Origin of the sequence: Streptomyces sp. NBC_00209 (genome assembly GCF_045206345.1) — a bacterium.
GTDB lineage: Bacteria > Actinomycetota > Actinomycetes > Streptomycetales > Streptomycetaceae > Streptomyces.
The window spans coordinates 3,127,401-3,146,882 of record NZ_CP108121.1 but is presented as its reverse complement, the minus strand read 5'-3'; the positions used below and the strand labels follow the sequence as shown (position 1 = coordinate 3,146,882).

The window sequence follows — 19,482 nt, the reverse complement described above, 5'->3', positions numbered from 1 at the left end:
AGAGTGCGGGGCTGCCGCACCACTGCATGACGTACCGATGGAGGCGACGATGACCCGACCGACGCACGACGCCCGCCCCCGGGCCGCATGGACGCCGTCGTCCGCGAAGCCGCCGCTCGCCTCCCGGCTGATGCGCGCCTCCTGGCGCGGTCTGCCCGCCGCGCGCCACAAGGTGGGCGTCGAGCGCGGCCTGACGGTCCCCGCCGCCGATGGCAGTCCTCTGCTCACCGACCACTACTTCCCGCGTGCCGAGGGCGACTTCCCGACCCTCCTGGTCCGTACGCCGTACGGGCGGGGAGTGCCGTGGTCCCCGCAGTACGGCATCCTCTTCGCCGAGCAGGGCTTCCACGTGGTCGTTCAGAGCTGCCGGGGCACGGGCGGCTCGGGCGGCGACTTCCACCTCTGGCGCAATGAGCACGCCGACGGCCTCGCGGCGGTCGGCCGGCTGCGCGAACAGCCGTGGTTCGACGGCCGCTTGGGCACCGTCGGCCCCAGCTACCTCGGGTACGTCCAGTGGGCGCTGGCCCTCGACCCGCCGCCGGAGCTGAAGGCCATGGTGGTGCAGGTGGGGCTGCACGATCCGTACGCCCTCTTCCACACCGACGGCGTCCTCAACCTGGAGACCGCGCTCGCCGTGGGCGCCGGCATGACCCACCAGCACCGGGGTATGGGCGCGTTCCTCCGGGCGGCCCTGCGCCTCCAGCGCCGGCTGCGCTCCGCCGTCACCGCGCGTCCGCTGCGCGGGGCGTACGCGGACGCGCTCGGCGGTGAGATCCCCTGGCTGGACGAGGTGATGGCCCACCCGGAGGCGGACGACCCGTACTGGGAGGGCGCGTCCCTGACCGGGGCGGCGGACCGGGCGGCCGTGCCCACCGCCCTCGTCACCGGATGGCACGACGCCCTCGTGGACCAGACGTTCGCGCAGTACGGACGGCTGCGCCGGGCGGGCGGCGAGGCGTCCCTGCTCGTCGGCCCGTGGACCCACACCTCGGCGCTCCAGGCGGGCTGGGCCGAGGTGTTCACCGAATCCCTGGCCTGGCTCCGGGCCCATCTGTGCGACGACCCGTCCGGTCTGCGCCCGACGCCGGTACGCGTGCACGTGGGCGGCGCGGAGGCGGGCGCCCGGGACCTGGACGCGTGGCCCCCGGAGGCGGCCACGGCCTCCTGGTACCCGACCGCCGACGGCCACCTCACCCGCGAGGCCCCCACGGACACCGCCCCCGTCGCCTCCTTCCGCCACGACCCGGACGATCCGGTCCCCACGCTGGGCGGCGCGCTGCTCTCCCGTACGGCGGGGGCGCGGGACAACGTGTCGTCGGAGGCGCGCGCGGACGTCCTCACGTTCACCGGGCCCGCCCTGGCCGGACCGCTCACCGTCCTCGGTCCGGTCTCCGCGCGGATCAGCGCCTCCACGGACACGGGGCACGGCGACCTGTTCGTCCGGCTGTGCGACGTGGACCCCGAGGGCCGGTCGGTCAACGTCTGCGACGGTCTGGCCCGGCTCCGGACCACGGGCATGGACCCGGTCCGCGTCACGATCCCGATGACCCCCGCCGCCCACCGCTTCGCCCCGGGCCACCGCGTCCGCTGGCAGATCAGCCCCGGCCCCCACCCGCGCTACGCCCTGAACCCGGGCACGGGGGAGCCCCGGATCGACGCGACGGAGTTCGTACCCGTAGGGGTGACGGTGCACGCGGACTCGGAGTTGACGCTGGCGGTGGCGGAGGGCTGAGCGACACTGTTGCGTATCTGAACGCAAAAAGATGACGAGTCAGTGCACGTAATACTCATATAGAGGAAATCTCCTCGCATAAGTCTTGTGGGTGGGCCGCCGCGCGCCCTACTGTCGGCTCACTCATGACGGTGGCGGCCTCCCCACGCGTGTACGGCTGTTGAGCCCCGTCGACTCCTCAGAGAAACGGGCATGCGATGTCACGGAAGATCGCCGCTGTCGCGGCGGCGGTGCGAAGACCGCGTCGGGCCGGGCTGTACGCGTCCACGGTCGCCTCGGTGACCGCGGCCGCCGTCGGGTTCGGGGTGCTGGCCGGTGCGCCCGCGCTCGCCGGGCCCCGGCCCGCCGCCGCTCCGGCCCCGGTCGTCACGCGCGCCGCGCTCGACCCCGCGCTGGTGCAGGGGCGGGGCGCGAAGGTGGCGTTCGCGGAGCAGGAGGCCGAGAACGCGGTCACCAACGGCACGGTCATCGGCCCGGACCGGGACGCGTACACGCTGCCGTCCGAGGCGTCCGGCCGGAAGGCGGTCAAGCTGGCGCCCGGGCAGCACGTGGAGTTCACGCTGCCCGCCGCGGCCAACGCGATCACCGTGCGCTACAGCATCCCGGACGCGCCGGGCGGCGGCGGGATCACGGCGCCGCTGGACGTCTCGGTGAACGGCTCCAAGCGGTCCACGATGACGCTGACCTCCCAGTACTCCTGGCTGTACAACCAGTACCCGTTCTCCAACGACCCGGGCGCCGGGCTCCTCCACCCCGACTGGTGGATCACCGAGTGCGGCTGCGTGCCCGCCGAGACGACGCCCTCCCCGGTCGTGGACAAGCCCTTCCGGCCGAGCCACTTCTACGACGAGCAGCGCCTCCTGCTCGGCCGTACGTACCGCGCGGGCGACACCGTACGGCTGACCGTGCCGGCCGGGAGCCGGGCGGCGTGGACGGCGATCGACCTGCTGGACTCCGAGCGGGTCGGGCTGCCGCACGTCGAACTCCTCGCCGCCAACGTCCTCGCGTTCGGAGCGGATCCGACCGGGCGGCGGGACGCGGCGGGGGCGATCGAGAAGGCGATCGCGTTCGCCCGGCGCACCCATCTGAAGGTGTACATCCCGTCGGGGACGTACCGCGTCGACCGGCACATCGTCGTGGACGACGTCACGATCACCGGCGCGGGCAGCTGGTACACGAAGATCAAGGGCCGCGAGGTCGCGCTCGCCGAGCCCGCCGCCGACGGCTCGACGCACACCGGCGTCGGCTTCTACGGGAAGTCCGCGGCCGAGGGCGGCAGCCGCAACGTGCATCTGTCCGGCTTCGCCATCGAGGGCGACGTGCGCGAGCGCGTCGACACCGACCAGGTCAACGCGATCGGCGGCGCGATGAGCGATTCGACCCTCGCGGGCCTGCACATCAGCCACACCAAGGTCGGCATGTGGTTCGACGGCCCGATGAAGAACCTGAAGGTCTCCGACACCGTGATCGTGGACCAGATCGCGGACGCCATCAACTTCCACACCGGCGTGACCGATTCGCGCGTCACGAACACCTTCGTACGCAACTCGGGCGACGACGGCCTCGCCATGTGGGCCGAGAAGACCACGAACGCCCGCAACACCTTCGACCACAACACCGTGCAGACCCCGGTCCTCGCCAACGGCATCGCGATCTACGGCGGCAGCGACATCACCGTCTCCGACAACCTCGTCGCCGACCCGGTCCGCGAGGGCAGCGCCCTGCACCTCGGCTCCCGCTTCGGCGCCGAGCCCTTCGCCGGGAAGGTGGACCTCGCGCGCAACACCACGGTCCGCGCGGGCACGTTCGAGCTCAACTGGAAGATCGGGCTCGGCGCGCTGTGGGTCTACGCCCTGGACCGGAGCATCGACGGCGCCGATATCCGGGTCACCGGCAGCGACTTCCTGGACAGCACCTACAACGCGGTCATGCTGGTCTCGGACTGGGGGGTGAAGGACCAGTACGTCATCAAGAACCTCCACTTCAAGGACATCAGGGTCGACGGCACGGGCACCTCGGTGCTGAGCGCCCGCGCGGCGGGCGGCGCCACCTTCGAGAACGTGGACGCGCGCAACGTGGGCGCGGTGGGCGTCAACAACTGCGGCTCGTTCAACTTCCCCTCGACCGGTTCGGAGTTCGGCCTGACGGACCTGGGCGGCAACGACGGCGGCTGGCTCGCGCCGTGGCTGCTGCCCAACACGATCACCTGCGACGACCGTCCGGAGGTGGTCCCGCCCCCGGCACCGTCCGGCTGGTGACGCGTAAGCGCTAGTCGGTGGCCGGTCCGGGCGGACCGGCCACCCCTATGCACGCCTCGTTGTCCCCGGGACCGGCGGTCTCGTGGAACTGCTGCGGCCTGATACGCACGGTGGTGCTGCCCCCAGAGGTCATAGGCTCAAGGTAGCGCGGGGGTCTGACAACGGCCTCCGCCCGCAGGGAAACCAGCTGTTCACGCGACCCACGGGAGACCTCCGGCATGGCCGTCATCCACCGCACCACCCTGTCGCCGACCAAGACCGAACTGCTCACCGCCTGGCTTCCGACCCGCCCCTGGTACGGGGGCCCCGGGCGCCCCTCCCTCGTCAAGTCCGGCGGCTTCCGGCTGGACGACCCGCGGGGTGAGGTGGGCATCGAGTTCATGGTGGTCACCGACACCTCGGGCGACGGGCCGGTGCCGTACTTCGTGCCGCTCACCTACCGGGGCGCCCCGCTCGGGGGCGCGGAGGACGCGCTCGTCGGCATGACCACGCACGGCGTGCTGGGCGAGCGCTGGGTGTACGACGGCTGCCACGACCCGGTCCTCACGGCCCAGCTCTTCGCCCTCCTCGACGGCCGGGCCGCACCCCAGGCCCAGAGCGAGACGGACGCCCCGGACCCGACGATCACGCACTCCGCCACGGGGAGCCCCTTCGGTTCCGTCGTCACCGCGGTGACCGACGGCCCCGAGGGCACCGACCTGTCCGTCCCGGGCGCGACCCTCCACGTGAACCGCGTCCTGCGCCCCGCCGCCCCCAAGGAGGCGACGGGCCACATCTCAGGGCCGTGGCGCACACCGGACGACACGGAGGTGCGCGGGGTGTTCGCGGAGCTGCGTACGGCTTAGGCGCCCTTGAGTCCCGCCTGAGGAGTCCCGACCGCCGCGCGTAAACCGGGAGCGCTTTCGCGGTCGGTGGCGGGAGGATGGACGGCATGTCCAACTCGCACGCGGTGCCCATCCTGAAGACGGCTGATCTCTCGGCGGCGCTGCGCGCGGTCGACGGATTGCTCGGGATCGCCGACCTCATGGATCTCGAAGTCGACTACACGGCGTTGATTTCCTCGCCCGACGCGCTGAAGGCGCTGTCGGAGTTCCTGGCGTACGGAACATGGTTCGCCTGCGACGAGAGCGGGTCGCCGGGGCCGGGCCTTGATCCGGCGGCGTGCCTGCCGATTTACTGGCGCGCCTTGGCGGATGAGCCGGAGACCGTTCCGCGGTTCCTCGAAGCGTTGAACGGCACCCCGGCCACGGTGCGGTGGGACTTCAGCGGGTGGCCGGCCGCACCCGAGGTCGGGTTGGGCGTCGGAGGGGCCAGAGGGGCCTTCGTGACGCTGTGTGTGAACGTTCACGATCTCGAACTGGCTGAGCCTGCGGACGATTACATGGTCTACGTACACGTCAAGCAATTCGAGGCCGAGCGCGCGCCTTGGCTGGCCGCACAGCTCGGGCTGCGGGTGATTGGTGATGGGGTCATGGCTCCGTACTAGGGCCTGTGGACCTTGAGGGCCCGGGGGCTCCGTGGCAGGGTCGCGTCGCATGATCGATGAGACGGCGAAAGACGTTCTGCACCAGCGGCTCCGGCGCGACCGTGAGGCGTTGCTCTGGAAGCTCGACGGGTTGTCCGCGTACGACGCCCGGCGGCCGCTGACGGCGACCGGGACCAATCTGCTCGGGCTCGTGAAGCATGTGGCCACCGTCGAGGCCCGGTACTTCGGGGAGGTCTTCGGGCGTCCTTCGCCCGAGTCGCTGCCCCGGTGGCAGGATGCCGACGGGAGTGATCTGTGGGCGGCCGAGGGGGAGACCCGCGAGCAGGTCATCGGGTTCTACCGGCGCACCTGGGTGCACGCGGACGCGACGATCGCGGCCCTTCCCCTCGACGCCCCCGGTCATGTGCCGTGGTGGCCGGAACCCTATGACGACACGACCCTGTTCGCCGTCCTGATCCACGTTCTCGGCGACTCCATCCGGCATGCCGGTCACGCCGACATCCTGCGCGAGGGCCTCGACGGCCGGACCGGGTTGCGTCCCGAGCACGAGCAGCCGATCGATGAGAACGCCCGCGCGGCGCATCGCGCGATGATCGAGCGGGCGGCCGGGCCGGCCGCGCCCGGCAGGCCGTGACCGTTTTCGAGGCGGGGAACCTTTCATGATCAAGACCGCCCTGCGGCGCGGAGCCGTTGACCTCGGTGCCGTCACCCGGCGCGGGGGCGTCGTAGCGCATGCATGACGTAAAAGCGTCAATGCATCGAGAAATGCACGTACCGCGCGATACTCTCCGTGCGTCCATGGGGTCGGCATGCGATCCCGCGCAATTAATGTCGGACCGATGGAGGTCGGAATGAAGAAAATGACGCAGCTGGGAATTCTTACGGCGAGTGCCCTCATGGTCGCGGGGTTCGGGGCCAGCCCTGCGACCGCCGCCAACACGGCGCGCTACACCAGCTGTAAGACGACCGGCGCCACCGGAGATGCGAATATATCTGGCTGGAAGTCCATGGACAAGGGAATCCCCAGCGTGCAATTGAGCGTCTACGATTCGCTGTCCGACGGGCATCACGCGAGTATTCGGCTGGGCGTGACCTACTACCGTGGCGGTATTACCTACTATCCGTGGCATGCCAATAACGATGGCGCCGGAACATGGAAGATGTTCAATTCATACGTGCCGGCGGGCAGTGATGGAATCACTGCGGTCTGGGTGCAGGTCGCCAGGTACGAGGGAAGTACGCAGCTGAACCTGTGCTCTTCGCCGTACCTCTCCTGATCGGCTTCGCTTGCCGAAGGCCGCCCTCCGGCGCGGAGCCGTTGACTTCGGGGCTGCCGTCAGCGCTTGGGGCGGTCCGACTTGGGGATCAGGCCCGCTCGTACGGCTCGGGCCTGGGCCCGGACCTGTTGGGCGGGGAGGGCCGGGGTCTCGCGGGTCGGTTTGCCCGCGCAGGGGCGGCACTTGCCGCCCGGGAGCGCTTCAGGGGTGCCCGGGGCGCGGCACGCGCTGCATTCCAGGGTGCGCAGGACCGGGTGGGGTTCGCGGGCCGGGGGAAGTTTCGTCTGGAGGCGTTTGGCAACGAAGGCCGCCGGGTGGTGGATGGGGCTCGGGAGCCCGGTGGTGAGGGCCCGGAGGACTTCGGGCTCCGTGGCGCCCCTGCGCAGCCACTCCGACGCCTGGGGCTCCAGCGCCACGCACTCCCGGTGCGACAGCGACAGCACGGGGGCCTGGCGGCCCAGCGCCGCGAGCAGGATGAACGCCCGTGAGCGCGTTTCCCGTTGGGTCTCCTTGGGTACGTCGCCCCGGCTGAAACTCGCCCACCACGTGTCGTCGCGAGCGGTGCGGGAAAAGAACGTCCGCGTCACCCACAGCAGGTTCACCCCGCTCGCCACGCACTCGCTGCCCCGGCGCAGGTGCCCCGCCTCCTGAAGGCGGTTCAGTGACGTCCGGACCGCGCACTGCCCGTACGGGAGGGCTTTCGCGAGCGCCTTCACGGAGATGTCGGCGCCGTCGCACAGCCCGTCGATGTACGCCGCGATGGCGGCATCACGGGGATGGAGGTGCGTGAAGTCCTGACCCGTACGCGGGCGTTCGTCCGGCGCGGAACGTTTGCCGTAACCGGGGTTCGCCATCGGGTGGTGGGGGAAGGGGGCGCTACTAGACTGAACGTCGGCCATCAGATCGCTGCTTTCGAGGGTTCGATCGAGGTGGTCAGGCCCCTGGCGGTGTGGCAACACCGGCGGGGGCCGTCTTCAAGGTCTATGTCCTCGCTGAAGCTAGAACGTCCCTACCGTCCGTCGCAACTCGATCGCGAAAAGTGAACCCTTGCGGGTAACGGGGCGGGTGGGCGGGTAAAGGCCCTCCCAACCATTCCACTCAAAGAGCGCTCGAAGCTCGGGGCTTGAGCCCCGGAAGGGCCGAGGCGAGCATGCCCGTCAGCCAGTCCTCGTAGGCGGCGGCGTACAGGCGGAGCCTGGTGCGGGCGTCGCGCGTGGCCAGGACGGCCTGGAGCTGAGGGCGCTCGGCCATGGTGAGCGGTTCATCGTCCCCGCTCACCGGGGCGACCCTGCTCCTGCCCGGCCACGGCCTGCCCGGCACCGGTGACGTCCGCACCGCCACCGGCCGGGCCCGGCGGACCGGCGCGCGCTGAGCACGATCCGTGAGACCGCCTACAGGACGCGCAGGGCCTGGCCGGCGTCGCGTTCGCGCCTGGCCAGCGCGTGCAAGACGGCTTGATCGCCATGCCGTTCGCGGGCAGCCGCGACGAGTACGTCGACCGCGATGGCCAGGGCGGCCTCGTGCGCCGAGCAACGAGCGCCCACGCTCAGGGCCAAGTCATGCAGGTGAACCGCCAGTTCGACGCAGCGGGTCTGGAGGTAGCCGTCGAGCAGCATCTCCTCTCCCGGCCTGTGGAGGACGGAAACCCGCCGGTCCGCCGGCTCCCTGCCCAGCCGGTCCGCCAACCGTTGCCACGCGGCGTGCGCCTGCTCCGCAACGGCGGCGGGACCGGCGGCGGCCGTTTCCTCGCTCCGCGCCCGCACGCCGACGTTCAGCGCGGAGTCGGGAACGGACGTGCCCACGAGCCTGGCGTAGTAGTGCACCGGGGAGACCGGTTCCGCGCCGACCACCTCGCCATCGAGGAACCACTCGACCTGCAGAACGCTGCGTGCGAGGTGTCCGGCGAGTCCGCCCACCGACATCCCCGGCAGCACGGACTCCTCATCCCAACTCCTCGCCACCCCTTCGGTGGCGAGGAGTTGCACAGCCTGTTCAGCGGCCAGTAGGTACGCCTTGCGTGTCTCCGTAGTCATGCGGGCATCCTGCCCATGCGAAGACCACAGCGGCCGAGCTGTCCGCCTGTCGGTCGTTCGACGGCATCGCGCTAGAGCCAGGGGTCGAGGGCCACCTTGCCCTGGGTGCGGCCCGTTTCGAGTTGCCGAAGAACCGCCGGGCCCTCGGCCAGGGGATGCACGTGGGGGGTACCGGGCGGGTAGACACCGTGGGCGATGAGGTCTTCGAGCTCGGCGAGCAACGACCGGTAGAGGGAAGGGGCCGCGACCGCCAGTGCGCCGATGTGCAGGCCCTTGACCTGGACCTGGTGGGTGAAGACCAGGTCGTGGGTGGTGAGGGTGGCGTCGCCGGACGCGGCGCCGAAGACGACGACGCGTCCGGCGAAGGGTTTGGCGACGGACAGGCTGGTCCTGAACGTGGCCCGTCCCACCGATTCCAGGACGAGATCGACACCGCCGGTCAGGCGGGTGATCTCCTCGGCCAGATCGGGGCGTCGACCGTCCAGGACCTCGTCGGCGCCGAGCGCCTCGACGGTGCGGTGCTTCTCCGGTGAGGCCGTGGCGATCACGCGTGCGCCGTAGTGGCGGGCCAGGCGGACGGCGGCCTGCCCCACACCTCCGGCCGCGGCATGAACGAGGACCACCTCACCCGCCCTGATCCCGCCGAGCGGCCTCAGTGCCGCCAAGGCCGTGGCCCAGTTCAGCACCAGGCCGAGGGCTTCGGCGTCGCTCCAGCCGGACGGCACGGGAAGCACACCCGCGGCGGGCATCGTCATGTACTGCGCGAAGGCGCCCGGTCCGGCCCCGACCACGTGTGTGCCGAGCCGCAGCGGAGTCCCGACGTCCGGACCGACCCCCACGATCTCGCCGGCGGCCTCGAAACCCGCCACGTAGGGAGCCTGCGGACCCCCTGCGTAGGTGCCGTGGGTCTGCATGACATCAGCGAAGTTGACCCCGGCGGCGCCGACGCGGATCAGGTACTCGCCGGGCCCCGGGGCGGGGCGGCGCCGATCGGTCGTGAGAGTCAGGTCCCTCGGCCCCCGCCGCGACTGCTGGACCAGTGCTCGTACGGTCGGTTCTACGGTGTTCCGCCGCTCGTTGTTTCCCATGCACCGAACGTAGAAACCTGACACTTGCGTCAAGGTCAAGCGGCCGTCAGAGATCAGTACGACGGGCGTCTCGCAGGTAGGCGTCGAGTGCCGCCTGCTGACCGCTGAGCACGGCGATGCGGGCGGCGAGCCGATCGCGATGGCTCTGCACCTCGCGGAGGAACTCCGCGCACACCACGTCGGTGCCGGCATCGGAGCCCTCGGTGAGGCCGGGCAGGGCTTCCCTGATCAGCCGCACGGGCAGCCCGGACTCCAGCAGCGAGCGGATGACGAGCACCCGGTCGACGGTCGTCTGGCAGTAGTCACGGAATCCGTTGCTGAAACGGCCGGGGACGATCAGGCCCTCGTCCTCGTAGTGCCGTAACGACCGCGCACTCACACCGCTGACTCTGGAAGCCTCACCGATCTTCATACAGGCACCAACGCCCAGGAGGCCCCGGGTTCTTCCGGCCGACCAGTCGCGTACGGGTCTGGTCGGCCAGGATGCGGCGCACCAGCGGGGCGAGCGGGCGCAGGTCGTGTTGCCTCAAGCGAGCTTGAGGTCAAGGAGCCGGTACCACCGTGGCCGTCAGTGGTACCGGCGTTCGGCTCTCGCCGCGTCAGACGTGCTTGAGGTCGGTGACGAACTGCTGCCAGGCGGTCGTTGCGAACATGACGGCCGGGCCGTCGGTCATCTTGGAGTCGCGGACGGGGACGACGTCCGGGATGCCGTCGAGGACTTCGAGGCAGTCGCCGCCGCTGCCGCCGCTGTACGTGGACTTGCGCCAGGTGGCGACCTCTACGCAGTCCCCGCCGCTCGGGCCGCTGTAGCTCGACTTGTGCCAGATGACCGTGGACAGGTCGTAGTTAGAACTGTTGTGCTTCATGTTCGTAATCCTCCGCCACCGACTCGATCAACGCCAGGGACGCTGTCGGTGAGAGCGCGCTGGCCACGACCAGATCGTAGGTCAGTTCGTACTGCTTGACCGTTGCCGGATCGTCTTGCAACTGCCCTGTGCCCAGGGCCTGCAGGTAGGCGAGTGGGGGCGCGTCGGGGAAGGCCATCAGTTTGAGAGGGCCTTCCAGTGCCATGTGCGCGCCTGCGTCGAATGGCAGTACTTGCACGATGATCCGATGCCGCCTTATTAGGCCCGCGATGTGGCGGAGTGCGGCTGCCATGACGTCCGGGCCGCCCACCCGTCGACGTAACACCGATTCGTCCAGCACGGCCCACAACAAGGGCACAGTTGGATCTGCGAGGAGCTGTGCCCGCTCCAGACGGGCTGCCACCAGTTCGTCGATCACACTCTCGACGGCCGTGGGGTGGTACTCCCAGAACACCGCCCGCGCGTACGCCTCCGTCTGCAACAGGCCCGGGATGAGCTGCGGCGCGTACTCCTTGATCTCGGTCGCCCGCGCCTCTGCCTCCGCCGCTTCCACGAAATGATCCGGGTACTTCGACTTCTCCAAAGCCGCACAGTTGCGCTCGAAGAAGCCATCCGCGTTCAGGAACTCGTCAAGCTTGATCGCCTGGTCCATCTGCATGCTCCGGGAGCCGTTCTCCAGATGGCCGATGAACGAGCCGCTGACGTACAGCAGTTCGCCCAGCTCGGACTGGGAGAGGTCTGAGCGCTCTCTTCGATGGCGGAGTTCGGCGCCCAGGAGGGCTCGGGGGGAGGACGAGGGGTCGAGCTTTTTGGGACCTGGCATGACAACTCCCTGTTACACACGTGAGTTTGTTGGGCCTGCGCCTCTTTCAGGCTAGCGAGAGAATCACCACTCTGGGTATGCATCGTCATTACTCAGCGTGGAAGGAATGGATCATGACGACAACGGAACGGCGCAGAGCGGCAGTGGCGAAGATTCGGGAGGCGGAGGAGGTGGTGGCGTTGCTGAGGGAGGGCTTCGCGCGGGCCGGGGTGAAGCTGCCCTCGCTGCGGATCGACGCGGCCTCGTGTGCGGGCGACGACCCGGCGGTCCTGGTGGACCTGGGGCGGTGCAACCTCGCGGCGGCGCAGCAGCTCAGCCGGGTGCTGGACGAGAAGGCGGCGGCCTCGTGACGGGCGGGGAGAGTCTGGAGGCGTGTACGCCGGAACCGGGGTCGTTCGCGGTGGACGTGCGGGACGGGCGGATCGGGCGGGTGCTGGGACGCGTCGGGCCGTACGTGCGGCTGCGGCCGCCGGGGGGCGGGGTGGTGTGGGACTGCCCCGCCGACTCCGTACGGCAGGCGCCGCCCGGGGCGGTGCTGCGGGCGCGGGTGACGGAGATCAACCGGGAAGGACAGTTGCCGAGGTGAGCGCGTGGGAGGCGGGCTTGGTCGCGGCGTCGTCTCCCTCGTGGGAGCGGCGGGCGCGTGCGGGGCGGGACCTCGCGGCCTTCGCGGAGGTGCCGGAGGTCGCGGAGGCGTTGGTACGGCTGGTGCTGGACGCCGAGGACACGGCGGTGACCCGGCGGACGGCGGAGGCGCTGGCCCGGGTGGGGTCGGTGGCGGCGGTGCGGGTGCTGGCCCGCGCGGTGGCCGGGGCGGACGAGGGGCAGGCGGACTGGTTGGAGACCGGGGTGCTGGACGCGGAGGCGCCGGACCTCGCGGCGGCCTGCGCGGCGCTTGCCTGGGACCCGGATGAGGAGGTCCGGCGGGCGGCTGCGGAGCTCATGGTGTGGGTGAGGGGCCGGAGTTAGCCTGCGGAGATGGTGACCATGGACATGGAAAGCGATGCGCTGGTGGCCCTCCGGGCCGCGTCCGCCGGTGCGGCCGTCGTACGCGAGATGTACGGGGCGTCGCTGGCGCGGTACGAGAAGGGCGGCGGTGACTTCGCCACGGCCGCCGACCTCGCGGCGGAGGAGGCCGTCCTCGACGTGCTGCGCGCGGCCCGGCCCGAGGACGCGGTGACGGGTGAGGAGAGCGGGGCGACCGGGGCGGCCGGGGCGGGGCGGCGGTGGCTGGTCGACCCGCTGTGCGGGACGCTCAACTACGCGGTGGGCAGCATGCTCGTCGCGGTGAACGTCGCGCTCCGGGACGCCTCGTCCTCCCGCATCACGGCGGCCGCCTCCGCCGACCCGTTCAGCGGGGAGGTCTTCTGGACGGACGGGGCAGGGGCGTGGGTCCGGGGGGCGGACGGGCGGGACGACCGCCTCATACCCTCGGCGGGCTCCCGGCTGGTGGACCTGAACCTGGACCCGCCGTTTCCGCACGCGCCGGGGTTCCGGGCGGTGGAGGTCATGGCCGCGCCGGAGTTCGTCGCCGGGTTCCGCCCGCGCGTCGTCTCCAGCACGGTGGCCGTGGCGTGGGTGGCGGCGGGGCGCCGTGCCGCGTACGTCACGGACGGCGGGCCCGGCCTCCGCCTGGACAGCGTCCACTTCGCGGCGGGCATCGCGCTGTGCGAGGCGGCGGGCTGCGTGGTGACGGGGATCGACGGGCTGCCGGTGGACGAGGGGGCGGGCGGACTCATCGTGGCTGCGGACCGGGAGACGCATGGGGTGTTGATGACTCTGGCGCGTACCCCCGCCCAAGGCTGAGTCGAACGTCAGGCCGTCCGGGTCGGCACCTCGAACAGCCGCCGCTCCAGCGCGTCGAGAGCCAGACGTACCGCACCCGTCGCGACCGAGCGATCGCCGAGCCCGGAGGCCACCACGTCGACCGGGAACAGGCAGAGGCCGGCGAGCCGGTCGCGCAGCGGGTCGAGCAGGACCGGGAAGTGGCTCACCTGCGGAAGGAGTTGTACCCTGCGTTCAAGGAACTGGCCGCTTTCTGGGACGACTACATGACGTGGGACGCGGTGGCCTCCCGCTACGTCGTGGAGCACAGCGGCTCCCACGAGGGCTGGGACGACTTCAACTCCGGACTCGACCTCGGCTACATCCGAACAGTCCACCGCACCTTGATCGAGACCTCCCGGGTGCTTGGCGTCGACCGCGCGGAGCGCGCCCGCTGGCAGCACATCCTGGACACCGGCTCGTCCCTGCCCACCAGCACCTATGCGGGCACGTCCGTCTACACCCTCGCGGAGACCATCGATCCGGCGCACGCCGACTTCGTGGTGGGCGACCAGCCCATCAACCTCGAAGGCGTCGTCCACCCCGCCGAGAGCATCCAGCGTCCGGGGAACGTGGACCTCACGGCGCGGGGCGGCATCGACTGGGTGCACTGGGGGCGGACCGCCGTCGGTGAAGCCGACCGCAAGGCCGTCGCCTCGCCGTCGATCGGTGAACTCGCCACCATCGGGCTCGGCGATCCCGCGCGGCGGTTGCGGATCCACCTCGGCGCCTGGAGCGCGGAGGGAGAGCTGACGGCGACCCTCAGCGACGGCTCCGCGCCCGTATGGCGGGGCACCTTCGACGCCGCGTCGGGCAGCGCGTACGGGACGGCCGAGCTGAGGTTCGCAGCGGCCTCGCCGCAGGCCACCCTGACCATCACCTACCAGGTCGGGACCTCGCACAGCGCGGCCGGTGACGGCAACGTGACGCTGCACGCCGCGACGCTGGACCGGTGACGGGACCGCCATGCCGATCGTTCTCGTCCTGCTGCTCGCCGGGACCTGGCTGCTCTCCGGGGCCCTGGTCACCGGTACGGAACCGCTGACCGTGGCGGTCGGGCGGACGGCCGTGTGCTGTCTGGTCCTGACCGTCGTCGCCGCGTCGTCCGCGAGCGGACGGGCCGATCTGCGGCGTACGGCGGGGCGGCCGGGGACCGTGTGGCTGCTGGGACTTCTCGGCTTCGCCGGGTACGCCGCCGGCACGCTGCTCGCCATCCCGCGCATCGGGACCTCGCTCACCAACCTCGTGGTCGCGCTGATGCCGTGCGCCTCGGTGGCCGTCGGTGCGCTGTTCTTCGGCGAGCGGTCGGGGCCGCGCCGGGCCGGTGGCGCCGTGCTGGCCTGCGCGGCGGCCGCCGGGTACGCGGCGCTGGGCGCGGACGCGGGGGACCTCGACGGGGTGGGTCTCCTGCTGGTGGCGGCGGCTACGGTCGCCTTCGCGGTGTACGGGTTTCTCTACCGGCAGCGGCTGTCGGGGCTGCCGCCGCTCGCCGTGCTGCCGGTGCTGCTCGCGGCGGCCACCTGCCTGCTGCTCCCGATGTCGCTTCCCGGGCTGATCGCGCATCCGCCGGGGCTCGCCGCGACGGGCGGGATCGTCGTGCTGGGCGCCGCTGTGTACGCGCCCGCCTACCTCGTACAGCACCGGCTGATCCTGCTCCGGGGCCCCGTCTTCACGGCTGCCGTACAACTGGCCGTTCCGTTCACCGTCCGGCTCGGTGACTGGGCGCTGGGCAGCGCGTCGGCCCCGTCCCCCGCCGAACTCCTGCTGCTGGCGGCGTGCTGCGCGGGGATCACGCTGGTGACGGTGCGGAGGGAACGGCCGTCGGAGCCCGTTCCCTCGGGGCGCTGAGGAGCGTGCGGCGCTCGGTGCGTCGCTCACACGAACGTGGGACGCTGAGGAAAGCGGCCTCGCGCCGTGAAACCGCCGATCTACGCTCCCTCGGACAGGCTTCGGAGAAGGGACCCGCGATGACCGCCGCGATGGTCGAACCCCAGCAGGACCCTGAAGGCCGCCAGTGGGACTACCTCCTGCGCACCTGGCAGGAACTGGACGTGCCCGAGGGGTGGCGCGCCGAGATCGACGAGGGGCAGATCGTCTTGGTACCGCCGCCGCATGCACATCACAACGGGATCGCCGCCAAGGTGCAGCGCTGTCTCTACGGGAATCTGCCTGACGAACTGGAGATCTACCAGACGCTGGGCGTGCACGTCGCCCCGCTCGACAAGCTGTACGTCCCCGACCTCGTGGTCATGCCGTCCGAGCTGATCGACGCCGCCGACCCCGACGTCAGCGCCCCCATGGACGCCTCCGAAGCCCTCCTCGTCGTGGAGATCACCTCGAAGGGCAACGCCCGCGAGGACCGTACGAAGAAGTACCGGGCCTACGCCCGGGCCGGGGTGCCGATGTACCTGCTGATCGACCGGTTCGACACCCGGGGCGCCCTGGCCACCCTGTTCACGGAGCCGGGCGAGCACGGCACGTACAAGCACTCCGACGCGGTGCCGTTCGGTAAGCCGCTCGCGCTTCCCGCGCCCTTCGACGTCGCGCTGCCCACGGACGGCTTTCCGGTCTGAGGTCTACGACGAAGGCGCCCTCCCGCGGATCCGCGAGGAGGGCGCCGGCGGCGCAGTGATCAGTACAGGCCGTTGTAGATGTCGAAGCCGTAGCCGATCTGTACGCGCTTGCTGATCGTGCCGGTCCCGGTGGACGTGTAGCGGTACAGGTCGCCGTAGCCGTTGACGCCGATCAGGTCGGCCCTGCCGTCCCCGTTGATGTCGCCGGGCGCGGCGAACTTGGCGTAGATGTCGAAGCCGTAGCCGATCTTCACGCGCGCCTTCAGCGGTGCGGACGCCTCGCCCGTGCCCGCGTACAGGTACAGCGTGCCGTCCTTGGCGACGGCCACCACATCGGTCCTGCCGTCATCGGTGAGGTCGCCGGCGCCGACGATGTGGCGGTACGTGCCGTAGCCGTAGCCGACCTTGATCTTGGCACCGAACTCGGTGAGGCCGTTGCCCGGATACAGGTACAGGTCGCCCTTGGCGTCGCGGGCCAGCAGGTCACCCTTGCCGTCACCGCTCAGGTCGCCCGGCCCGATGAGATCGTCGTAGACGCCCCAGCCGGTACCGAAGGAGTGGTCCCCGATGGTCAGCCGACCGTCCTGGACCCGGAGTTCTTCGGCCCGGCCGTCGGCGTCGAGGGAGGAGACGAGCCTCATCAGCCCGGGCTGGGCGGCGCTGTGGAACATGCGGGTGTTGAACTGCCCGTTGTTCCTGGAGTCGTACCACCACGAACGGCCATCGTCGGTGATGCCCACGGTCTCGTGCTTGCCGAAGTCGGGGTTTCCGCCCTGGCCGACGAACAGGGCGGCCTTCTGCCAGCCGAAGGCATCGGCGGCACGCGCGCGGAAGCTGCCCTGACCGGTGGACCGGTAGACGTACGTGTCGCCGTTCGGCTTGCGGCCCATGAGGTCGCCGTGGCCGTCTCCGTTGAGGTCGTCTACACCCACGAGCTGGTTGTAGATCTGGAAGCCGTAGCCGATCTTGTCGGGCGCCTTGAAGGGCTTCGCCGCGTCGCCGGTGCCCGCGAGGAAGTACAGGTCGCCACCCGTGGTGCGGGTGACGACATCGCCGAACCCGTCACCGTTGCTGTCGTTGAGGCCGACGATCTGGTCGTACGTCTCCCAGCCGGAGGCCACCTTGACCGGGGGCGCGAAGGGCTCGCCCTTGATGGCGCCGGTGGAGGCGTGGAGGTAGACGTCGCCGGAGGGCGTGCGCGCGAGCAGGTCGTTGCGGCCGTCACCGGTCAGGTCGCCGGGGGAGAGGATCTTGTTGTACTTCTGCCAGCCGTCACTGGACCATGTGGCGGGGGAGGTGCGCTCCTCGCCCGCGCTCGGGTACAGCGTGAGCGTGCCGCTCGCGGACAGCGTGACGATCTCGGGCGGGCCGTCGGCGTTGAGGTCGCCCATCGCGATGATGTCCTTGTGCATCTCCCGCTGGTCGGTGGCGGGGATCCGGAACGGGTAGTCCGGGGTGTTCGGGCCCGTCTTGACGTACAGGCCGCCGTCCACGCCTCGGTAGATGAGGTCGTTGTCGCCGTTGCCGTTCAGGTCCAGGCGCGGCTTCGTAGTGGCCGGCGTCTCGGGGCCGCCGGAGCCCTTGGAGGCGTCGTCGGCCGAGGCCGGAGCCGCCAGCAGCATGCCGGCGGAGAGAACGAGTGCGGTGCAGGCCGAGATGCGTCTCGCGCGCTTCGCGCGTGCGGGACCGAAACGGCCGGGTGTAGCGGAAGACAATGTCCCCCCAGGGATTCTCCGCGTATGGGTGTCACCAGTGGGACGGGAGTGATTCAGGCTTGAATCAGCTGGTGTTCACATCGACCCGCGTCGGCCCCCGTTGGAGGGGGCGATTTTCAGCCATCTGCGGTGCAAATTTTCGGCCATCTCCCTCGGTGCCGGCAAGAACCGAGCCGTGACGACGAAGCGGCGGCCCCCCTTGGTGAAGGGTGCCGCCGCTTCGTTCCGCGCGTGTCTCAGACCGCCGCCGGCGCCTTCGCCGTTTCGGACGGCGTGGCCGGGTCCGGGGTCGGGGTGGCCGTCGTCGCCGGGGCGGCGTCCTCCTCCTGGCTCACGTTGAACTCCGCCAGGAGTTCCTTGCTGAAGCCGAAGAAGTACGTCGCCAGGAAGCCCGCGAGGTAGCCGACCACGAGGCCGCCCGCGTAGATCGCGATCGTCGCGCCCAGGCCGTGGTTGCCGTCGAGCAGGGGGAACAGGGCCCAGCCGGAGGGGCCGATCGCGGTGGAGCCGACCGCGTCGCCCAGCTGGTTGAAGAAGCCGACGAACGCGCCGCCGAAGGCACCGCCCACGCAGGCCGTGATGAACGGGCGGCCCAGCGGCAGCGAGACACCGTAGATCAGGGGTTCGCCGACGCCGAGGAAACCGGCGGGCAGGGCGGACTTGATGGTCTTGCGGATCGACTCGTTGCGCGGGAGGCGGAAGTACGTGGCGATGGCCGCGCCGACCTGGCCCGCACCGGCCATGGCGAGGATCGGGAGCAGGACCGTGTAGCCCTGCTGCTCGATCAGCGTGGTGTGGATCGGGATCAGCGCCTGGTGCAGGCCGAGCATGACGAGCGGGAGGAAGAAGCCGCCCAGGATCAGGCCCGCGCCCGCGCCGCCGTTGGAGAGCAGCCAGTTGGCGAAGTCGCCGATCGCGGTGGAGACCTCACCGGCCACGTACATCAGGCCGAAGATCGTGACCAGGCCGGAGATGAGGACCGTCAGCGTCGGCGTGACCAGCACGTCCAGCGCCTCCGGCACCCAGCGGCGGCACCACTTCTCCACGTACACCGCGAGGACCGCCGCGCCGAGGGCGCCGAGGACGCCGCCCTGGCCGGGGGAGAGCTTCTGGCCGAACGCCTCGATGTTCGCGACGCCCGGGAAGACGATGATCGCCGCGACCGCACCGCCCAGGATCGGCGTGCCGCCGAACTCCTTCGCCGTGTTGTAGCCGACGAAGACCGCGATCAGCGCCATGAAGCCGGAGGCCATCGCGGCGAGTGCCGGGGTGACCGACGGCAGCCATTCGAGGTTGACCAGCAGGCCGTTGAGCCCGGCGATGATGCCGCAGCCGATCAGGGCCGGGATCAGCGGCACGAAGATGTTGGCGATCTTGCGCAGGAACAGCTTGAACGGCGTCGCGTTCTTCGCCTTGCGGGCCGCCCTCATCTCGGCGCCCTGCGCGGCCAGCTCCTCCGCCGTGAGCGGGGCGGCGTCGGCCGGGGCGGGAGCCTCGGCCTTGCCCTCCTCGACCAGCTTCTCGAACTCCGGCGTGACGCGGGCGACCGTACCGGGACCGAGGACGATCTGGTACGTGTCGTCCTCGACCACGCCCATGACCGCGGGGACGGCCTTCAGCGCGTCGTCCTGGACGAGCGAACGGTCGTGCAGCCCGAGCCGGAGCCGGGTCATGCAGTGGGCGATGGAGCGGACGTTCGCGGCGCCACCGACGAGCGGAAGGATCGCGGCGGCAGTGGCGCGGTTCTTGTCTTCTGTAGCCATGGTGCGTGGTGCCTTGCTGTGCGGGGGACGTGGTGCGGGGTGGG

The 19,482-nt window shown here is 70.8% G+C and carries 25 protein-coding genes; 14 read left to right on the top strand and 11 right to left on the bottom strand.

All coding sequences use genetic code 11. The annotated features are described in order from the left end of the window. Positions 1-49 precede the first annotated feature (49 nt). Both OG867_RS14120 and OG867_RS14115 read left to right on the top strand, forming a co-directional pair. Entirely contained in the window at positions 50-1,732 is a 1,683-nt protein-coding gene (locus OG867_RS14120; protein WP_406285549.1) for a CocE/NonD family hydrolase, read from the top strand. A 197-nt stretch (positions 1,733-1,929) separates the two neighbouring features. Then, positions 1,930-3,990: a glycosyl hydrolase family 28-related protein gene (locus tag OG867_RS14115; RefSeq protein ID WP_406285547.1), complete on the top strand. Its 2,061-nt coding sequence runs from the start codon at positions 1,930-1,932 to the stop codon at positions 3,988-3,990. Positions 3,991-4,000: 10 nt separating this feature from the next. Here the strand turns inward: OG867_RS14115 and OG867_RS14110 are convergent, their stop codons facing one another. Continuing rightward, a complete protein-coding gene (locus tag OG867_RS14110) occupies positions 4,001-4,123 on the bottom strand; it encodes a hypothetical protein (protein WP_328901448.1) in 123 nt (40 codons plus the stop codon). Positions 4,124-4,208: 85 nt separating this feature from the next. Between OG867_RS14110 and OG867_RS14105 the strand changes: the two genes are divergently transcribed. The 4 genes from OG867_RS14105 (at position 4,209) to OG867_RS14090 (ending at position 6,753) form a co-directional block, all read left to right on the top strand. Next, complete coding sequence (locus OG867_RS14105; protein WP_328901449.1) at positions 4,209-4,835, top strand: maltokinase N-terminal cap-like domain-containing protein; 627 nt, start codon at positions 4,209-4,211, stop codon at positions 4,833-4,835. A gap of 86 nt (positions 4,836-4,921) precedes the next feature. Continuing rightward, positions 4,922-5,476, top strand: a complete 555-nt coding sequence (locus tag OG867_RS14100) for a hypothetical protein (RefSeq protein WP_328901450.1) — start codon at positions 4,922-4,924, stop codon at positions 5,474-5,476. A gap of 49 nt (positions 5,477-5,525) precedes the next feature. After that, entirely contained in the window at positions 5,526-6,110 is a 585-nt protein-coding gene (locus tag OG867_RS14095; RefSeq protein WP_406285543.1) for a DinB family protein, read from the top strand. A 217-nt stretch (positions 6,111-6,327) separates the two neighbouring features. After that, complete coding sequence (locus tag OG867_RS14090; protein ID WP_406285541.1) at positions 6,328-6,753, top strand: hypothetical protein; 426 nt, start codon at positions 6,328-6,330, stop codon at positions 6,751-6,753. A 59-nt stretch (positions 6,754-6,812) separates the two neighbouring features. Here the strand turns inward: OG867_RS14090 and OG867_RS14085 are convergent, their stop codons facing one another. Further along, positions 6,813-7,652, bottom strand: coding sequence for a hypothetical protein (locus tag OG867_RS14085; RefSeq protein WP_406285538.1), 840 nt, complete (start codon positions 7,650-7,652; stop codon positions 6,813-6,815). A gap of 199 nt (positions 7,653-7,851) precedes the next feature. Beyond that, positions 7,852-8,004: a hypothetical protein gene (locus tag OG867_RS14080; RefSeq protein WP_406285536.1), complete on the bottom strand. Its 153-nt coding sequence runs from the start codon at positions 8,002-8,004 to the stop codon at positions 7,852-7,854. Between OG867_RS14080 and OG867_RS14075 the strand changes: the two genes are divergently transcribed. Beyond that, positions 8,003-8,125, top strand: coding sequence for a hypothetical protein (locus OG867_RS14075; protein ID WP_406285534.1), 123 nt, complete (start codon positions 8,003-8,005; stop codon positions 8,123-8,125). The two genes, OG867_RS14080 and OG867_RS14075, sit on opposite strands and share 2 nt — an antisense overlap. A gap of 19 nt (positions 8,126-8,144) precedes the next feature. Here the strand turns inward: OG867_RS14075 and OG867_RS14070 are convergent, their stop codons facing one another. The 5 genes from OG867_RS14070 to OG867_RS14050 all read right to left on the bottom strand — a co-directional run bounded on the left by OG867_RS14070 (position 8,145) and on the right by OG867_RS14050 (position 11,563). Continuing rightward, the gene (locus OG867_RS14070; RefSeq protein ID WP_406285532.1) at positions 8,145-8,786 is read right to left on the bottom strand and encodes a maleylpyruvate isomerase N-terminal domain-containing protein; all 642 of its coding nucleotides are present in this window, start codon (positions 8,784-8,786) and stop codon (positions 8,145-8,147) included. Positions 8,787-8,857: 71 nt separating this feature from the next. Continuing rightward, positions 8,858-9,874, bottom strand: coding sequence for an NADPH:quinone oxidoreductase family protein (locus tag OG867_RS14065; protein WP_406285530.1), 1,017 nt, complete (start codon positions 9,872-9,874; stop codon positions 8,858-8,860). A gap of 46 nt (positions 9,875-9,920) precedes the next feature. Next, positions 9,921-10,286, bottom strand: coding sequence for a MerR family transcriptional regulator (locus OG867_RS14060; RefSeq protein ID WP_406285527.1), 366 nt, complete (start codon positions 10,284-10,286; stop codon positions 9,921-9,923). Between the two features lie 187 nt (positions 10,287-10,473). Continuing rightward, complete coding sequence (locus tag OG867_RS14055; protein ID WP_406285525.1) at positions 10,474-10,740, bottom strand: DUF397 domain-containing protein; 267 nt, start codon at positions 10,738-10,740, stop codon at positions 10,474-10,476. Beyond that, a complete protein-coding gene (locus tag OG867_RS14050) occupies positions 10,721-11,563 on the bottom strand; it encodes a Scr1 family TA system antitoxin-like transcriptional regulator (protein ID WP_406285523.1) in 843 nt (280 codons plus the stop codon). The genes OG867_RS14055 and OG867_RS14050 overlap by 20 nt, the downstream gene beginning before the upstream one ends. A 113-nt stretch (positions 11,564-11,676) precedes the next feature. Between OG867_RS14050 and OG867_RS14045 the strand changes: the two genes are divergently transcribed. The 4 genes from OG867_RS14045 to OG867_RS14030 are packed head-to-tail and all read left to right on the top strand — an operon-like array spanning position 11,677 to position 13,369. Beyond that, positions 11,677-11,913 carry a hypothetical protein gene (locus tag OG867_RS14045; RefSeq protein WP_328901460.1) on the top strand — a complete coding sequence of 79 codons (237 nt, stop codon included), beginning with the start codon at positions 11,677-11,679 and terminating at the stop codon, positions 11,911-11,913. Further along, a complete protein-coding gene (locus tag OG867_RS14040) occupies positions 11,910-12,149 on the top strand; it encodes a hypothetical protein (protein WP_328901461.1) in 240 nt (79 codons plus the stop codon). Before OG867_RS14045 ends, OG867_RS14040 begins: the two co-directional genes overlap by 4 nt. Further along, a complete protein-coding gene (locus OG867_RS14035) occupies positions 12,146-12,532 on the top strand; it encodes a HEAT repeat domain-containing protein (protein ID WP_328901462.1) in 387 nt (128 codons plus the stop codon). Before OG867_RS14040 ends, OG867_RS14035 begins: the two co-directional genes overlap by 4 nt. Positions 12,533-12,541: 9 nt before the next feature. Then, positions 12,542-13,369, top strand: coding sequence for an inositol monophosphatase family protein (locus OG867_RS14030; RefSeq protein ID WP_406285520.1), 828 nt, complete (start codon positions 12,542-12,544; stop codon positions 13,367-13,369). An 8-nt stretch (positions 13,370-13,377) separates the two neighbouring features. Here OG867_RS14030 and OG867_RS14025 read toward each other — a convergent pair whose 3' ends face one another. Next, positions 13,378-13,557 (bottom strand): hypothetical protein, encoded by a 180-nt coding sequence (locus tag OG867_RS14025; RefSeq protein WP_406285517.1) that lies wholly within the window; start codon positions 13,555-13,557, stop codon positions 13,378-13,380. On the opposite strand from OG867_RS14025, the gene OG867_RS14020 reads away from it, so the two are divergent. From OG867_RS14020 to OG867_RS14010, 3 genes are all read left to right on the top strand, one after another. Next, entirely contained in the window at positions 13,549-14,343 is a 795-nt protein-coding gene (locus OG867_RS14020; protein WP_406285515.1) for a hypothetical protein, read from the top strand. The two genes, OG867_RS14025 and OG867_RS14020, sit on opposite strands and share 9 nt — an antisense overlap. 10 nt (positions 14,344-14,353) lie before the next feature. Further along, positions 14,354-15,235 (top strand): DMT family transporter, encoded by an 882-nt coding sequence (locus OG867_RS14015; protein ID WP_406285513.1) that lies wholly within the window; start codon positions 14,354-14,356, stop codon positions 15,233-15,235. Between the two features lie 119 nt (positions 15,236-15,354). Next, positions 15,355-15,960, top strand: coding sequence for a Uma2 family endonuclease (locus OG867_RS14010; RefSeq protein WP_328901464.1), 606 nt, complete (start codon positions 15,355-15,357; stop codon positions 15,958-15,960). 59 nt (positions 15,961-16,019) lie between these two features. On the opposite strand, the gene OG867_RS14005 is transcribed toward OG867_RS14010, so the two are convergent. Beyond that, positions 16,020-17,582 carry an FG-GAP repeat domain-containing protein gene (locus tag OG867_RS14005; protein WP_406285510.1) on the bottom strand — a complete coding sequence of 521 codons (1,563 nt, stop codon included), beginning with the start codon at positions 17,580-17,582 and terminating at the stop codon, positions 16,020-16,022. Positions 17,583-17,911: 329 nt separating this feature from the next. After that, positions 17,912-19,438 carry a PTS transporter subunit EIIC gene (locus tag OG867_RS14000; protein WP_328901466.1) on the bottom strand — a complete coding sequence of 509 codons (1,527 nt, stop codon included), beginning with the start codon at positions 19,436-19,438 and terminating at the stop codon, positions 17,912-17,914. Positions 19,439-19,482 lie beyond the last annotated feature (44 nt).

Coding starts and splice junctions, on each gene's coding strand:
- OG867_RS14000 (WP_328901466.1), bottom strand. CDS start 19,438: ATGGCTACAGAAGACAAGAACCGCGCCACTGCCGCCGCGATCCTTCCG.
- OG867_RS14095 (WP_406285543.1), top strand. CDS start 5,526: ATGATCGATGAGACGGCGAAAGACGTTCTGCACCAGCGGCTCCGGCGC.
- OG867_RS14105 (WP_328901449.1), top strand. CDS start 4,209: ATGGCCGTCATCCACCGCACCACCCTGTCGCCGACCAAGACCGAACTG.
- OG867_RS14015 (WP_406285513.1), top strand. CDS start 14,354: ATGCCGATCGTTCTCGTCCTGCTGCTCGCCGGGACCTGGCTGCTCTCC.
- OG867_RS14065 (WP_406285530.1), bottom strand. CDS start 9,874: ATGGGAAACAACGAGCGGCGGAACACCGTAGAACCGACCGTACGAGCA.
- OG867_RS14100 (WP_328901450.1), top strand. CDS start 4,922: ATGTCCAACTCGCACGCGGTGCCCATCCTGAAGACGGCTGATCTCTCG.
- OG867_RS14010 (WP_328901464.1), top strand. CDS start 15,355: ATGACCGCCGCGATGGTCGAACCCCAGCAGGACCCTGAAGGCCGCCAG.
- OG867_RS14030 (WP_406285520.1), top strand. CDS start 12,542: ATGGTGACCATGGACATGGAAAGCGATGCGCTGGTGGCCCTCCGGGCC.
- OG867_RS14070 (WP_406285532.1), bottom strand. CDS start 8,786: ATGACTACGGAGACACGCAAGGCGTACCTACTGGCCGCTGAACAGGCT.
- OG867_RS14060 (WP_406285527.1), bottom strand. CDS start 10,286: ATGAAGATCGGTGAGGCTTCCAGAGTCAGCGGTGTGAGTGCGCGGTCG.
- OG867_RS14005 (WP_406285510.1), bottom strand. CDS start 17,582: ATGCTGCTGGCGGCTCCGGCCTCGGCCGACGACGCCTCCAAGGGCTCC.
- OG867_RS14055 (WP_406285525.1), bottom strand. CDS start 10,740: ATGAAGCACAACAGTTCTAACTACGACCTGTCCACGGTCATCTGGCAC.
- OG867_RS14085 (WP_406285538.1), bottom strand. CDS start 7,652: ATGGCCGACGTTCAGTCTAGTAGCGCCCCCTTCCCCCACCACCCGATG.
- OG867_RS14120 (WP_406285549.1), top strand. CDS start 50: ATGACCCGACCGACGCACGACGCCCGCCCCCGGGCCGCATGGACGCCG.
- OG867_RS14090 (WP_406285541.1), top strand. CDS start 6,328: ATGAAGAAAATGACGCAGCTGGGAATTCTTACGGCGAGTGCCCTCATG.
- OG867_RS14050 (WP_406285523.1), bottom strand. CDS start 11,563: ATGCCAGGTCCCAAAAAGCTCGACCCCTCGTCCTCCCCCCGAGCCCTC.
- OG867_RS14075 (WP_406285534.1), top strand. CDS start 8,003: ATGGTGAGCGGTTCATCGTCCCCGCTCACCGGGGCGACCCTGCTCCTG.
- OG867_RS14080 (WP_406285536.1), bottom strand. CDS start 8,004: ATGGCCGAGCGCCCTCAGCTCCAGGCCGTCCTGGCCACGCGCGACGCC.
- OG867_RS14110 (WP_328901448.1), bottom strand. CDS start 4,123: ATGACCTCTGGGGGCAGCACCACCGTGCGTATCAGGCCGCAGCAGTTC.
- OG867_RS14115 (WP_406285547.1), top strand. CDS start 1,930: ATGTCACGGAAGATCGCCGCTGTCGCGGCGGCGGTGCGAAGACCGCGT.
- OG867_RS14045 (WP_328901460.1), top strand. CDS start 11,677: ATGACGACAACGGAACGGCGCAGAGCGGCAGTGGCGAAGATTCGGGAG.